Origin of the sequence: Dyadobacter sp. Leaf189 (assembly GCF_001424405.1) — a bacterium.
GTDB lineage: Bacteria > Bacteroidota > Bacteroidia > Cytophagales > Spirosomataceae > Dyadobacter.
Genome location: NZ_LMPS01000001.1, coordinates 249,058 through 263,493 on the forward strand (window position 1 = coordinate 249,058; position 14,436 = coordinate 263,493).

The following is a 14,436-nucleotide window of genomic DNA, read 5'->3' on the forward strand; positions in this document are numbered from 1 at the left end:
CATTGAAAAGGAGCATGCTTTGATCCAAGAGCCACAAATCCAAACTGACATCTATTCTCGTGTGACTAATAAAATCATGTCTGATCTTGAACAAGGAAACCTGACCTGGCGTCAACCCTGGAATTCACAGAACATGTCTGCAACGGTCAATCTGCCGCTTCGCTGGAATAATATCCCATATACAGGCATTAACACCATTCTGCTCTGGGCAACTGCTGCTGAAAAAAGCTATCCCTTGTCCCACTGGATGACGTTCAATCAGGCATTGGATATGAAAGGTTCAGTTATCAAAGGTGAGAAGGGAACCCAGATTGTCTATGCCGACCACTTAATCAGAGAAGAAGAGGGCAAGGATGGACAAACTGAGACCAGAAAGATCCCCTTCCTCAAAACCTACACTGTTTTCAACGCATCCCAAATAAATGGCTTGCCTGATCAGTTCTATGCTATACCAGAACCAAAATCGAACAATCGTCCGCAACGTATCGCCGAACTGGAAGAATTCTTTGCCAACACCAAAGCTGATATCTATACCGGACGCGAAGCATCTTATTCTCAACTATCCGACCGTATTCAAATGCCGCCCGTAGAGAGCTTCAATACGATTAAAGATTACTACGCAATTTTAGCGCATGAAGTAACTCACTGGACAAAACACCCAACCAGATTGAACCGGGATCTGGGACGTAAGCAATTTGGTGATGAAGGATATGCGAAAGAGGAACTAGTTGCAGAAATTGGAGCTTGCTTTCTGGCAGCATATCTTGGTTTTGAACCAATGCCAGAAGAACGTCATGCTGCTTATATTCAACATTGGCTTAAAGCATTGAAAGATGACAAACGGTTAATCTTTTCAGCTGCATCCCACGCGCAAAAGGCAGTTGAATTTGTCCGTAGCCTTCAACCTTCATAGGTGTAAGACTTGTTGGATATCTTTCGATAAATGATTTCAGTTTAGATCAAATCTGCTTTGTTTGGTCTGTCGATATATGCTGTCAGCATAGCGGAACGCCCGTGCTGGCGCTTATCCCTGATTTTTATTGCATAAAAATCATCTTCGACTCCGCTTCGCTCCGGGGAGCTGTCACGTTCTTATCCGCTATTTTTGCTTCCATCATCAACAACAAAACAAAGGAGATTATTGATGACAACTGAAAACCAAACCGAAAAGAAATTCCCAACTCACACTGTTTATTACTTAACAGATAAGAAGGGTTCTGATCAAAAAGACTGGAATAAAGCCGGTGCTGCATGGATACATGCGGACAATGACGGTATGAACCTGTCTTTAAATATCATGGGTCAACATATCCCTTTGGTTATTCGTAAAGCCAAACCAAGAGAATAATATCACTGCCGGGCAAAGCAATTTGCCCGGCTTCCTTAATTTTCTTGTTTCTCAATTTCAATTTTTACTACAATGCTTTCTTCTACCATTTCTTGTGGAATGTATCTTTCTTCAATCGCCGTAATGGTTTTTGGCACATGATCGAGCAGTTGCGCAAACAACGTTTCTAACCGATATCCTTCGAGTACAACATCCTGCGATGAAAAACCTAACCGGATTTTGTTCATCTCATCCCCAGGGATAAAGTCGGCAGATATAAGATACGCATAGTTGAAGAATGACTGACCTCCATCGGGCCAGACAAAGCATAAATTCCGTGCATTCCCAAATGAATGGATTGGCGGATCGCCATTAACCGGAATCTCTTCCAGTTCCGTCCCCGCGCTGGCCAGATTGTTCTCCCGCATCTGCTCGAAGCGTGATTTAAATCCCTGGTTCATAATCTATGCCTTTGGTTATTGGCTTGGATTTTTTGGAGGTGACTGGCGCTTTGAATTTCGGCTTTTGCAAATTTCGTCGAACGTTGTCACTGGCGAGTTCCTCAACCTGTTTCCGTTTACGCATCAATTCCAAGGCAGATTGTCTGTCACCAATCCGCTGTGCGTAGGAGAGCAGCTCTTCCTTGTCGTCAGTATAAATACGGGCACGGTCACGTCCACGCGAAACGGAGACGTAGAGCTGTTTGGCATCCGTTGCCGGAAACGTTGCAGCCGGTTGAGATATGAATACTTCATCAACTGTCTTACCCTGGCTGGCATGTGACGTAATGCAATAAGCATGGGCAACATGCCCAAAATCCTTGTTGATCTTGTATGTGGCTTTGCTGATAGTGTTTATTAATTCAATGTCACCGCTCTTTTTAACCGATGACACTTGCAGCAGCTGACCATTATTTAGCCTTTTCGTTTGATCATCAAAACCATTGCGTGTTATCCGCACAAGGTCGCCTCTAGCCAGGTCAAGCGATTTTTCCCGGTAAACATCGTAGAATGCGCTTTTGTTGGTCGGTAGCAATTGCGTTTCATTTTTACTACTGCGGATCAAAATATGGCGATCATTGCACTCCTCGACTTTCCAGCGGCTGCCGCGCTGGATGCCTTCCATATTCTGATTAAACTGGATAACATTGCCAACATTGATATTACGCCAGTCACTTCTTTCAGCTTCCGTGAGGTTTCGGTTTACTAGGCGTGTTGCCGTGATTTCTTTCTTTCCCAATACGCCAGCGTTTCGGAGGGCGTGCCGAATATCACCTGTGACTTCTTCGCTTTGGTGGTGGGTAGGAGAGATAATGAGAGCAGTCTTTCCCTTCTTTACCGTGTTAGTGAAATCTTTTACCAGCGCCTCATTGGGCTTCAGAGGGTCAATGTCTTGAATAGCTTCCATCCCGATAAGCTTCTCAAAGGCACCTTTCACATCGCCATTAGAAAGGTCTTCAACGGCCTTACGATAATTTTCATTTCGCTGTCGGTATATCTTGTTCACTTCGGCGGTTTTGATCTGGCCAACCGTATTAAGGATGCGCAACGCGTCACCGCGAATAACCGCTGAATGCTGTCTTGTATCACCACCAAGGATCAATCGGGCGTTTTGCCGGATTGACAACTCCAGCAAGGCTGTCATGTCCTGGGTGCCTAATAACCCGGCTTCGTCCACCCATAGCACTTGCCCGGCAAGTTCCTCCTGCATCTTTTGGTCAATTAATAACTTCGATACAGTTTCGGCACCTAGGAAGCCTTCGTCTTTCAGAACGCCTCGTGAGGCTTGCGAAGTAGGGGCGACAACTGTGACTGTCTTGCCAGCACTCTCGATGTGTTTGACAGCTTCCTGCATCAAGGTGGTTTTGCCAGAACCAGCGGCGCCACGAATGATTGAAACACGATTAGTGGTTGTCAGAACATATGAAACAGCCGCTGCTTGCTGGCCGTCCAGCTTAAGTTCCGGTGCTTTGATACACAAAGGGGTTAGTCTGCCTTGTCCCGATCTGGCTAACTTCACCATATAATGCTCTTCGGCTAGCACAGCCTCAGTCGTTAGTAAGGTTTGATCGTGATCTTTGACACCGATAATGCGGCTGTCATTGCTCAGAATGGTTGTTACAGCATCGAGGCTAATTGCCCTGTCGCCGATGCCTTGGCGATAGGCGCTTTCTAGCAACCGCCGGTCGCGTATGACTGATGCCCGTTCAAACCCATGCAAAATGGCATGGTCAACGCAATCTTTGGCATGCTTGGCTTCTTTGAGCTTTTCGGGTGCATAACGGATAGACCGCTCTGATTTGCCGTCTTCCTCTGATCCGAGTTCTTTAATCTGCCGCTTCCAGTCAGTTTTGAGCTCATCCATACCAACACCTTTTTGCTTTTTGGCGCGGGTGCGGGCACCCAGCGCACCGAGCTCATCTATATCTGTGACGGCCTTTTCCTTAGCAATCCGGCCGATCTCATCTGTCCGCTTTGAAAACAGGTTGATGACACGTTCGGGTACATTTTCGATTTCAAATGATTTTTCGGTACGCACGATGCCATAGCAAAGATCAATCAATTGGTCAGATAGATATTTATGAAAACGCGCCTGGTAGTAGGGCATGTCCCGCTTGATATCCCGGAACTGTCCGGCCTTTACCTTCTGTTCCTGTTCATCCCAAGTCTGGTTGAAGACAAAGCAATGGGCGTGAACGTGCGGGTCGGGAAAGTGTCCTTTAACTGGACGTGCGGTCTGATGGACAAAATCTGCCCATAGAAGCTCACCTGTCAGCCTGTCGTCATCTCGGCCGCCCTTGCGCACCCTCGTTTTGGCATCGGCTTCTATGTCCTTCATTGTGGCCTTAACGCTTGCCTCAAATGCTTTCAGTAGATGGTCATCCTTGGATAGGGCATGGAGGATGGACACTGATTTGGGACAATGGAAATTAATGTCATAGCCGGTAGTGCGCTCCTTCTTCGTTCGCGGAGTTAAATGCTCACCTGTGAACGGATGGACGTTTTCGCAGAGGGCGAAAAACGTCTCTTTCGTCGCTCTCCCGGCCAATCCCAATCGTTTTGCAAGTTTGCCCTGAATATGGCCATTCAACTCTTGATCATTAACGTAATAATCTGCTTTTGAAAGCGATTGCGAGAAATAGGCCTTCGCTTGGGCTGCGCTGTTGCTTTGGATCATTCGTATCATACCAATGATCTTACAGGAGGAGTTATATCACGGTCGTCTGTTTCTAAATGGCGTAAGAAAAAACCATCTTCATTAAACATCACCGTTAAAGATGCTGTGTTGACGAGATCGTATGAGCTGTGCAGGAGAAAAATTTAATCCGTTAAACAAACTTGTATCAGACGTCTTCCCTAAGCACAGCTTAGTGCGTCCAAAATAGAAAGGATTTTAAAATTGCAACACAGGTATCTTGAAATGCCGGAGAGGTTCGTTGATGAAGAGGATGAATTACTTGACCTGCAAAAAGTAAAAAATAATAGCGACTATATATTTGCACTAAAAAATATTCCCAATGACCGACGCGGCTCTAAAACTGGTAAAAGCTTACATGAAGCTCCCGGAAGAGATAAAGCTGGAATTCCTTAAAGAGTTGAGAAAGCTAGAAGCTATGGATGAGGAGGTAAAAAAGGACTACGAAAGGATATTGAAGTCGCTATGAATTCGATCCCGGGGTCATAATTTGATTTTTCTGCCAGATCATCTGCCTTCTTATTTGCGTAAAACTAAATAATATTTTATCGGCTTGTTTTATCAATACCATAACAGGAATAAGTGGAATTTTTGTCAAGGGTTTCGAGGCACGAGGAACTTGCGCAGCCCTTTACAATAATGAAGCGTTGACTACCTTTGTGTTGACCTAACAAGTCGCGCAAGCAAAGTGAGAATGCTTACTGTTGTCACAGTTCGTGGTCCGTTTGACGGTTTTTATCATCCAGCTTTGGAGTGATCCTCATCTTTTCCTCCCATTCCTTCAATTCATCACGCACAAGCTGCTGTTCCAGCTCATACTGTTTTTGGCCGTCAATCAGTGCTTTAACGTAGCTATTTGATATGTCGTCGGGTTTGGCGGCTATGATCGCTGCCGCCAATTCGGGTTCAACTTTGGATATAAAGTATCCCTGGTTAAATCCTTTAATGTACTCTGCTGTTGGATCTTCTTCTTCCATACTAGAATGTGTCACGTGAGTGGCGGTTTAGATATTGTTCAATTGAATCAGCATCGTAAAGAATAATCTTCTTCTCGGGTTGGGTAAATCGAATACTACCTTCGTCCCTGAGTTTCTGAAGGGTGGTTTTAGATGTGATCCGAAGCTTCTGCATTGCCTCGCTGCCTGATATCCATTTATCGGGCACACTCGATTGCTTTGACAGGACGCGTTCAACAACTTTTTCAATGAGTGCGTAAAACGCTGTATCATTGATACAGATAACTTCCATTTATTTGAGTTATTTCTGGTTACGTAATCAAACAAGTTAGAAAAAGCTGCCGTAATTTGAAAACAGCGCTATTTGATCAAAATATATAGGCTAGGATGCTTTCTCAGTTTTAATGGCTTTGCTCGCAGACGCTTTCTTCTTATTTGCCTTAGCCTTGCCGGGATTTAACACGGCGTCCAAGGCATCATCTGCGTCCTTATTGATAAATGCAGATTGATATCCCACCGTTGTTACGATGCTTGCATGCCGATAAAGCTTTTGCAGCATTTGGATATTCACTTTATCGCCAGCTTCCGTTGCAAATGAGTGACGGGCTATGTGCATTGTCAACGTTTTATCAATTTTGGCAACGGGGGCAACATCCTTTTTCAGGCACTTATCAATAGCGCTTGTTTTAAAAGCAATAGTCCTTTTAAAGACAAACTGGTCATTTGTATCGACACCTTTCAATTCAGGGAATACGAAATCATTATTGCTGGTCTTGAAAGGAAGATATTGTTCGAGGATTTTACTTGCTCTCTCAGGGACTTTCAAAGTTCCCGCCTTGTCATTCTTGCCCATCACGTAGAATAGCCGTCCGTCCTGAAAGTCGTTCCAACGTAGTCTTAGCACGTCTGAAACACGCATACCTGCGAAATAAAATGAGAAAAGCCATAAGTTACGGCAGTGGTTTGGGCGGTCAGGCAGCGTGACGGTTTCCAGTCTTTTAATCTCGTCCACATTCAAACCGATCTTTCCTGATTCCGGAAATTTGATAATCATTTTTCCCTTACCGAACGGAGAGTGCTCAGCTTTAATGATCTTGTCCTTTCGCGCAAAGCTGAATACCGAGCGCACCATTGACAGGTGATTCATTGCTGATCTTTCAGAAAGCTTCAAAGTGTTCTTTACATATGTTTTAAAGCCTTCAAGCGTTGAAACCTCGATTTCCTGGAATGGAACATCCCTTTTGAGATATTCTTTGAAATGTTTTACCCTTGGCTTGTCCGCTGTATACTGGTTGTACTTTCCTGCGTTTTTCAGGCCAGTAAGGTATAATTCGGCCTGAATGAAGAAAGTGGCGGCCTTTGCTTTTTTGGTACTCTTCTTGATGAAATTTGCTGTAACTTCTTGCTTATCTGTTTCTAGTTCAATGGCTTTTTCTCTTAGCTCAGATATCCGCTTGGCTATAAGAGCATTAAGGCGCACGGAATTAGGATAATTTTTGCGAACAAGTCCCTGGGCAGCATCCCATTGTTCTGATGTGGCGCTGTAACCAACCGGTTCGTAATTTGTCTTTCTATCCTTGGTTATTCGGATACAGATTGGGTAAGTGCCATCCTTCTTTTTGTCGGGCTTAATGACCGCTTTAATCGTTGCCATAGATTTTTTGTCTAACCGGTTCGCTTACAAATATAGGAAATTATATCGTAAACTATTGGTAAACAAAACGCGGTTTCATATGAATACAGATGAATTCACATCAAACCAAGGTCACTTTATATCGCTCATTATGAGATGATTATATTTCTGTCTGCGATTTGCTGTTAGGGTGAGCAAAGGACTGAAAATCCTTGTGTCGGCGGTTCGATTCCGTCCATCACCACAACTTAAAGCCGCTACGAGCAATCGCAGCGGCTTTTTTGTTAATATGCGATTGATACAGGGTTTGAAGTTTAGTAATGTTTTGTCCGGATCACGGGCGCATTTCGTTCTGCTTTTTTCGTGATTTACTTTTGATACAGATATTAAACTGCAAACACAACCCGCCCGTACATGAACTTAAAATCATCCTCCTCCAAGACAGGTCTGCCTGCACCGCGATTGTATTGAATCGACGAAGAGATTGTGCGCATTACCACATATGTTACCAACTCAGCTGGGACAGAGTTAATGTTGTAGAGGACCGTAAAGTTCTCAGATGCACAATCTGTTAAATGTTACATGCAAGATATTCGGAAACTTCGGCGGGTAAGATTGTGTCAGGATGCTTAGAAGAAGACAGGATTTGGTTAGATCAGCCTCAATCGAGAATGGGATGGAAAATGCATCACATCACTATTAGTGACGCCTGAAAATCCATTAAACGCTTTTTTGCATCGAAATGGGATTCTAGTAGCGCAGATTGGTAGTTACTGATGACGGAAAACAGAACCTCCACTTCATCCGATTTATATGTCTGATCGTAAAAATATGTATAATTCCCATCCGAATAACTTTTGAGGATCGCCCGAATTTCATCAGTCAGGTTGTGCTGAAAAATATCTTCTTCAAGCATTGATCTAACGTCCTTTTTAAATTCTACTTCAACTTCCTGGACTATTTTCAGATTCTCTTTTATCGTTTCGAAAGCGGTAGTCTGAAACATGAAGTTAGTGGCATTAACCATTTTTCCATACACTTGAAAACGGTTATCTAATGCAGCATCGATTTGAAAGAATGTTCGGTATAGTGAATTTAACTCCTCGTGACTACCTTGATTGTCAGCTAATTTTAAAAAGTAGTTATATATATATTTATCATTTCGGGAGATTGTGAGTCGCATTTCCTGCGATTTCTTTTCCAGTCTTTCTATCAATTCCTGACATTCAGAAAGCGTATATTTTGTGCCATCATAATCAAACGATTTAATCGAATAATTTCCTTCCGAAATCTGTCTGATCAGGTTAATATCACTTTCCAGGCTTGTAAATTCATAAACATATTCTACTATATCATTCCCAAATAAATCACCTAAAGCTGGTACCAATTCGTGTTTGACTTCTTCATTACTCAGAAGGTCAATAGGTGTTGGGTTTTTACTGTTGAAATAAGAATTATATATTTCGCTAAAAGAATTTTTCTGATGCTCTTTTATAAAGTCGTGAATAAATTGTTCTTTCGACTGGATTGTTGCTGGTGAATTATATTCTTCTGGAGAAAATATTTTTTCGGTTAGTTTACTTTCTAAAACTTCAATATTTCGGAAAATCTCAGAAGCTGGTTTAGTATCATTTTGAAGAGTTTTAAGGTTTAATCTTTCCAGTTGTTTAACCCTGTCTTCCGTACTTGGGTGTGACGCCCATTGATTTGTAATTACCAGTTTTGACTTGTTATACCTGTTAAGATGGGCCAAGCTGACCTGAGGAAGATTGTTTTCAATGGGCAATTGGCTTTTCTCAGCCAGGAAATTCATCACAAAAGCTTGCTGCGGATATATATTATTCGTCATCTCCAAATCGCTGACTTTTCTCTGATAATGTTGAAGAACAGCTTGATATGATTGGTCTGCAAGATCCATGCGCAGCAATGATGTAATAAGGGGGCGAGAGCCGGTCACATTAGCAGCAACTTCATCGGCATGAAATTCCATTTCCCGGGAAAGGCTCATGTAGCTTAGGTTGACAATGTTGTATACCTTTTGCAAAATCCATTGAAAGCCTCTGATAATTTTGACAGCAATAGCTACGAATATGGCGAAATAGGTGCTTTTTTCTGCCCATTTCTGAGCCATATTGTCGTAAGATTCATTATCATACAACATATTGTAAATGACCTGATTCGTATTATAAACATAACTTCCGACTTTCATGGTCCGTTGAGAAAAGTGGCCAAACTCATGGGCAAGAATAGCACGCAACTCAATTACAGAAACCGTGTTTATAAGACCAAGACCGATTTGAAGGTTTTTTCTAACCGGCAAAAACATACTCCAAAAACTTGAATCATAGAATACGGCAGCATTTACATCAGCTGACAGGTAAATCTTTTTTGGGAAGTCGGTATCCACTTCCTTAACAATTTCTTCGATCATCAAAAACAACTGAGGTTCCTGATCTCTCGTAATTTCGGTGAGATGCGTAAGGTCTGTCTTGTGTTTTTTAAAGATAAATTTTACCAGAAAGATAAGGATCAGGATACCCATACTTACCAAGCCGATGGCTAGCATAACCGTGTATCCATGAAAGCCGGAAGATACCAATGCATATCCGGCAAGTCCACAAAGAAGTGTTAACGTTATCGCAAAACAAATAAGAACGAAATAGGTGATGATAAAAAGTAGAATAGCACCAACAGCTTTAATTGTCATTTTTTTGAAATCCTCTGATACGGATATCTGCTTCATGTTTGTAGAGAGAGGTTATAATCGGTAAAATATTAGTTTAGTCTCCAAATGAAAAAAAGTGCGCTTTTTACTATTGATACTCAACCGTATTTTGTTCAACCTCCCAAAATTCGCTTATCAGTAACCGCCTCCCGGTGCGCTTCCAGGAATTCACAAAATGATTTTACCTGCATTTCTTGCAATGAAAGATCGAGCGCGTGATCGTATTCTTCCTGGTAAACCTGCTTGAAGTCGGTGATGATGTAGCGCAGGCTGCGTACTCCTTTGGCGCGTAATGCAGGCAGGTAAAAGTTCTGGTGGTTTTGTCCGTACTGGCCTGGTTTGTAGTTGCTTGTAGTTTTAATATCAGCCGCAAACATCTTGCCCAAAACATCCACATACCCGTAAAGCAGCACATTGTTCAGCTGGTACTCGCAGTAAAATTGGGTGCGGAGCATAGGTCTGGGAAGCAATGCGCGCACCTGGGAAAGTATCTCAGCGTCAAACATTTCCTCGTCTGTTCCTTTGATCACGGCTTCTTCAAACGAAACCCCTTTCCGCTGTGCTTCCGTTTGCGGCACGGGAACGCGGTTGATTCTGTTAATCAGCTCCTGTTCAGTGAGGTGCCCTTTTTCAAAGCGGTCAAAACAATTAAGAATAGAGGGATATAGCTTGTAGTTAATTGCCATTTTTAATGCGTTGCTTCTTTTTACCCGGTTTGCCGAAGTGGTAAGTAAGTGAAATTCCCAGAAAACTGAATTTATCATCCGGCGTGTCGCTGTAAGACTCGCTTTCCTCCGGATTGATCAGCCTCCGTCCCGATGTGGCGTCCATTTTGTCTGTTCTCACAAAATAAAAACGGTAATCGGCGCTTATTTTCAATGCAGGAAACAATGCAAATTCCAAAGAAGTGCCCAGCGGCAGCATACCTTCCCGTGTCTTTTTAATGCCCATAGGTCCGCTGGCTGGCCCCCAGCGTAGAAATAACGGATTCCGGGCACTCAGCTTGCTGTTGGTAAACCGTAGCAAATCTCCACTATCCAGGTCAAATGCATTGGCGCTGAAATACAGCTGCCCAATGCCGCCGTAGACAATTAAATGCAACGATCCGGGCTCAAAGGTGCTGAACTGCTCTGTAATATCCCATTTAGCCAGGAGTTCGATCGCGTTATATTCATTGACAAAATATGAGTTGAAAAACTCCGATTGTTCCCCACCAACTTTTCCCGCACTAAAATCCATTTCAACAGAAAATTCTTTGGTGAATGCTTTTCCGATGTGGACACCCAGCACACTTCGCATATCCTGCCCATTCAGCTCGCCGAAAAACTGCGTAAGTCCGCCGCTTACCCCAATGAAAATGTCGTTTTTCTGCTTTCTATCGTAACTTTTCCTTCCGCTTATTCCATTGGTAGAGTAGGGGTGTAAAGGTTTTTGCGCGTAAGCAGCCAGCTGCTGAAAGCATAAAGCCAGGATTAGATATAAATGCCGCATAGAAATGGTTTTGAAAGTGGAAAAACGCCGTCCCCATTTAGACGTCGGTTTACGCTTTTCGTCAGCCAGTTACCGTAAATACAGCCCGTTCGTCAACGCGAAACCGTAATTATCTGTTAGTTTTGTTCATAGTTGCATTTATCAGAAAAGAAAATGAGTGTAGTACCTTACAAGGACAAGGAGGGCAGCAAAAGAGAGCAGGTTGCCGAAATGTTCGACAACATCTCGCCGAAATACGATTTGCTTAACCACGTACTGAGTGCGGGCGTGGATATATATTGGAGAAAAAGGGCGATTAAGCTGTTGAGAAAACAGCAGCCAAAAGTGATACTGGACATTGCTACCGGCACCGGCGACTTCGCCATTGAAGCTCTTTCGCTGAATCCTGAGCGTATCATCGGGGTGGATATCTCGGAAGGGATGCTCGCCGTGGGGCGCGAAAAAATTGCTAAACTCGGTAAGCAGAATGTGATTACACTGCAGAAAGGCGACTCGGAAAGTTTGGCTTTTGAAAACAATTATTTCGACGCCATTATCGTTTCGTTTGGAGTACGCAATTTTCAGAATTTGCTGGCCGGGTTGACAGAAATGAACCGCGTGATGAAGCCGGGAGGAAATTGTGTGGTAGTAGAGTTTTCCAAACCGCGCAGCTTTCCTTTTAAGCAGTTTTATAATTTTTATTTCAAATACATATTACCAATCATAGGAAAGACCGTCTCAAAGGATAGTTCGGCTTACACATATCTGCCCGAATCGGTTCAGGCGTTTCCCGACGGAGAAGCTTTCCTGGAAATTTATAGAAAAGCAGGTTTTACTAATACCAAATGCATATCACTTACCTTCGGGATTTGTTCAATTTACATCGGGCAAAAGTAATATTAGGAATGCTCGTGCTGCTGATAGCGGCGCAGGACTGCATGGCGCAGGGTATTGGATACAGGCGAAAGCACCTGGAATATTACGACGATAAGCCCATTCACTATGGTATTTTGTTTGCCGTGCCGTTCACCCGCTTTAATATCAGGCACAATGATGATTTTTTGCAAAAAGATTCTGCATTTGTCATCCAGTCGCCTACGCAGGCATCCTTCCGCATGGGGTTCACCGTTAATGCGTTTCTGACAGATCATTTTGACCTTCGTACAACTCCATCGGTCTCTTTGTATGAGCGACAGGTTAAGTTCAGTTATCCAAATGCAGCAGACAGAGTAGAAAAGCGCGAATCAACCTGGATAGAAGTCCCATTGCTTTTGAAATACAAATCACTTCGCAGGGTAAACTCACGCATGTATATGCTCGCGGGGGTGACTTTTGGAGTTGAAACCAATGTCAAAAGAAATCGCGGAGGCGGCTCGGCAAAGCTGGATACAAAATCCACTGACTTCTCGATTGATTATGGAGTGGGTTATGAGCAGTTCTTTGAGTTCTTCAAATTCGCCCCGGAACTCCGTTTCTCGCATGGATTGACGAATATGTTACAGCCTTCAAAAAATTCTGTGGGATCGGGGATCAGCAAGATGTCAACTCACACAGTCACGCTTTATTTGAACTTTGAGTAGGTATATTGATTTTCAGTTGCTTGTAAATTTTTTTAATTTTTTTTCTAAAAAAGTTTGCAGACCTAGATTTAGTCGCACATATTTGCACTCCCAAACGACGGGAAAAAGGGAGTTTAGCTCAGTTGGTTCAGAGCATCTGCCTTACAAGCAGAGGGTCGGGGGTTCGAATCCCTCAACTCCCACGATTACAAAAAGGCGCTAGCAATAGCGCCTTTTTTTGTGTCTTGATTTCTGCATTTGCAACATCAGGGCCACATCTCCGCTTTGGTAATTCGCCCGATTACTTCTTCTCTCTCTCTCCACATCCTGAAACCTCAAAGTCAGGTCAGCCCCACCTGCATTTCACTTGTACAATCACCTGGACTTTTATGTAGTAATAGGTTTTGTAACTGATATTCAACTTATTTGATAACTTTGAAAAAAGAACCTCCATCAACAATAATGTATGCATAAATATCTACACTCGTTAGACTATCTGAGAGGTCTGGCAGCGCTTTCCGTATGCCTTTTTCACTTTACAGATAAAACCGATTTTTTGTCTGACACCAATGTGTTAAAGACGCTTTTCAAACACGGTCATTACGGCGTAGAAATCTTCTTTATCATATCCGGGCTTGTGATTCCGTATTCCATGGCGAAAGCCTCTTATACTTTTAGCCAGGCCTGGACTTTCCTGAAAAAGCGAATTATCAGGATCGAGCCGCCTTATCTGATTTGCGTTCTGCTGGCAGTATTTCTAAATTACCTGACTACCGCAACGTCCTTTTATGTTGGGAAAGCATTTTCAATCGACTATGCACAACTATTCGCCCATCTCGGTTATTTGAATGCCTTTATCGGCAAAGATTGGCTTAATCCGGTTTTCTGGACGCTGGCTATCGAGTTTCAGTATTACATTGTCATTGCATTGATCTTTCCATTGATCAGCAGCCGGATACCCGTGGTTTGGATTACTACATTAATCCTATTCAATTGCTTATCGTTTTATTTTGACAGAAACTACCTTTTTAACTTTTCCGTGTTTTTCAGTACCGGTATTGTAATCTACCGTTTACTTGTTGACAAGCTGACACTGAAAAACTTTGCGACTTGCATTGCAGTACTGATTGCATTTGGCTTTTACAGATATAGCTACCTCGAAGTGCTGGTAATCCTATCTACATCGATCCTAATTTTAGCACCACTTCGCCCGTCCTTACTCAGCTCTTTTTTCGGCAACATTTCTTATTCGCTTTATTTACTTCATTTCCCAATCGGTTTAAGGGTTGTTAATCTCACACAGCGCTTTGTGGATAATGAACTACTCAGGAGTGCTGCGGTTGTTGCAGCACTCCTGCTATCGATCTATGTCGCTTATATTTATTTCAGAGTAATTGAAAAGCCTTGTAAAGAAGCGTCTCAACGCATTAAATATCAAAAAGGGAAATCTATGAGCCCGGAGCAGGAGCTGGTAGAGTCAGCTATACCAGCAGAGGTATACGTTGCAAAGGTGTAAACTCATACCGACAAGCAGTGAATTCTTGGAAAAATTAATCACCTGAGGCACAATC

At 43.0% G+C, this 14,436-nt stretch carries 14 protein-coding genes and 2 tRNA genes; 8 read left to right on the forward strand and 8 right to left on the reverse strand.

Annotated features, from left to right (window positions below; translation table 11 throughout):
• Window positions 1–76 precede the first annotated feature (76 nt).
• Together ASG33_RS01145 and ASG33_RS01150 are read left to right on the forward strand one after the other, a co-directional pair.
• Entirely contained in the window at window positions 77–913 is an 837-nt protein-coding gene (locus ASG33_RS01145; RefSeq protein ID WP_200942711.1) for an ArdC family protein, read from the forward strand.
• 231 nt (window positions 914–1,144) lie between these two features.
• The gene (locus ASG33_RS01150) at window positions 1,145–1,348 is read left to right on the forward strand and encodes a hypothetical protein (RefSeq protein ID WP_056279453.1); all 204 of its coding nucleotides are present in this window, start codon (window positions 1,145–1,147) and stop codon (window positions 1,346–1,348) included.
• Window positions 1,349–1,383: 35 nt separating this feature from the next.
• Here ASG33_RS01150 and ASG33_RS01155 read toward each other — a convergent pair whose 3' ends face one another.
• Together ASG33_RS01155 and mobF are read right to left on the reverse strand one after the other, a co-directional pair.
• Window positions 1,384–1,788 carry a hypothetical protein gene (locus ASG33_RS01155; RefSeq protein ID WP_157474504.1) on the reverse strand — a complete coding sequence of 135 codons (405 nt, stop codon included), beginning with the start codon at window positions 1,786–1,788 and terminating at the stop codon, window positions 1,384–1,386.
• Window positions 1,772–4,504, reverse strand: coding sequence for a MobF family relaxase (mobF, locus tag ASG33_RS01160; protein ID WP_082489134.1), 2,733 nt, complete (start codon window positions 4,502–4,504; stop codon window positions 1,772–1,774). The genes ASG33_RS01155 and mobF overlap by 17 nt, the downstream gene beginning before the upstream one ends.
• A gap of 340 nt (window positions 4,505–4,844) precedes the next feature.
• On the opposite strand from mobF, the gene ASG33_RS25680 reads away from it, so the two are divergent.
• Window positions 4,845–4,991 carry a hypothetical protein gene (locus ASG33_RS25680; protein WP_157474507.1) on the forward strand — a complete coding sequence of 49 codons (147 nt, stop codon included), beginning with the start codon at window positions 4,845–4,847 and terminating at the stop codon, window positions 4,989–4,991.
• 238 nt (window positions 4,992–5,229) lie between these two features.
• Here the strand turns inward: ASG33_RS25680 and ASG33_RS01165 are convergent, their stop codons facing one another.
• From ASG33_RS01165 to ASG33_RS01175, 3 genes are all read right to left on the reverse strand, one after another.
• Complete coding sequence (locus tag ASG33_RS01165) at window positions 5,230–5,514, reverse strand: hypothetical protein (RefSeq protein ID WP_157474510.1); 285 nt, start codon at window positions 5,512–5,514, stop codon at window positions 5,230–5,232.
• Window positions 5,501–5,770 (reverse strand): helix-turn-helix domain-containing protein, encoded by a 270-nt coding sequence (locus ASG33_RS01170; RefSeq protein WP_056279461.1) that lies wholly within the window; start codon window positions 5,768–5,770, stop codon window positions 5,501–5,503. The genes ASG33_RS01165 and ASG33_RS01170 overlap by 14 nt, the downstream gene beginning before the upstream one ends.
• A 90-nt stretch (window positions 5,771–5,860) precedes the next feature.
• A complete protein-coding gene (locus ASG33_RS01175; protein WP_056279463.1) occupies window positions 5,861–7,132 on the reverse strand; it encodes a site-specific integrase in 1,272 nt (423 codons plus the stop codon).
• A gap of 155 nt (window positions 7,133–7,287) precedes the next feature.
• Between ASG33_RS01175 and ASG33_RS01180 the strand changes: the two genes are divergently transcribed.
• Window positions 7,288–7,355, forward strand: a tRNA-Phe gene (locus ASG33_RS01180).
• Between the two features lie 444 nt (window positions 7,356–7,799).
• On the opposite strand, the gene ASG33_RS01185 is transcribed toward ASG33_RS01180, so the two are convergent.
• From ASG33_RS01185 to ASG33_RS01195, 3 genes are all read right to left on the reverse strand, one after another.
• Complete coding sequence (locus ASG33_RS01185; RefSeq protein WP_056279465.1) at window positions 7,800–9,854, reverse strand: M48 family metalloprotease; 2,055 nt, start codon at window positions 9,852–9,854, stop codon at window positions 7,800–7,802.
• A 95-nt stretch (window positions 9,855–9,949) separates the two neighbouring features.
• A complete protein-coding gene (locus ASG33_RS01190; RefSeq protein WP_056279467.1) occupies window positions 9,950–10,522 on the reverse strand; it encodes a hypothetical protein in 573 nt (190 codons plus the stop codon).
• Entirely contained in the window at window positions 10,512–11,327 is an 816-nt protein-coding gene (locus ASG33_RS01195; protein WP_056279469.1) for a hypothetical protein, read from the reverse strand. The genes ASG33_RS01190 and ASG33_RS01195 overlap by 11 nt, the downstream gene beginning before the upstream one ends.
• Before the next feature lie 153 nt (window positions 11,328–11,480).
• Here ASG33_RS01195 and ubiE point away from each other — a divergent pair, with 153 nt between their 5' ends.
• From ubiE to ASG33_RS01215, 4 genes are all read left to right on the forward strand, one after another.
• Window positions 11,481–12,203: a bifunctional demethylmenaquinone methyltransferase/2-methoxy-6-polyprenyl-1,4-benzoquinol methylase UbiE gene (ubiE, locus tag ASG33_RS01200; protein ID WP_056279471.1), complete on the forward strand. Its 723-nt coding sequence runs from the start codon at window positions 11,481–11,483 to the stop codon at window positions 12,201–12,203.
• Complete coding sequence (locus tag ASG33_RS01205; protein ID WP_056279473.1) at window positions 12,152–12,886, forward strand: porin family protein; 735 nt, start codon at window positions 12,152–12,154, stop codon at window positions 12,884–12,886. Before ubiE ends, ASG33_RS01205 begins: the two co-directional genes overlap by 52 nt.
• 107 nt (window positions 12,887–12,993) lie before the next feature.
• A tRNA-Val gene (locus ASG33_RS01210) sits at window positions 12,994–13,068 on the forward strand.
• A gap of 263 nt (window positions 13,069–13,331) precedes the next feature.
• On the forward strand, window positions 13,332–14,381 hold the full coding sequence (locus ASG33_RS01215) for an acyltransferase (protein ID WP_056279475.1): 1,050 nt from the start codon (window positions 13,332–13,334) through the stop codon (window positions 14,379–14,381).
• The last annotated feature ends 55 nt before the right edge of the window (window positions 14,382–14,436 follow it).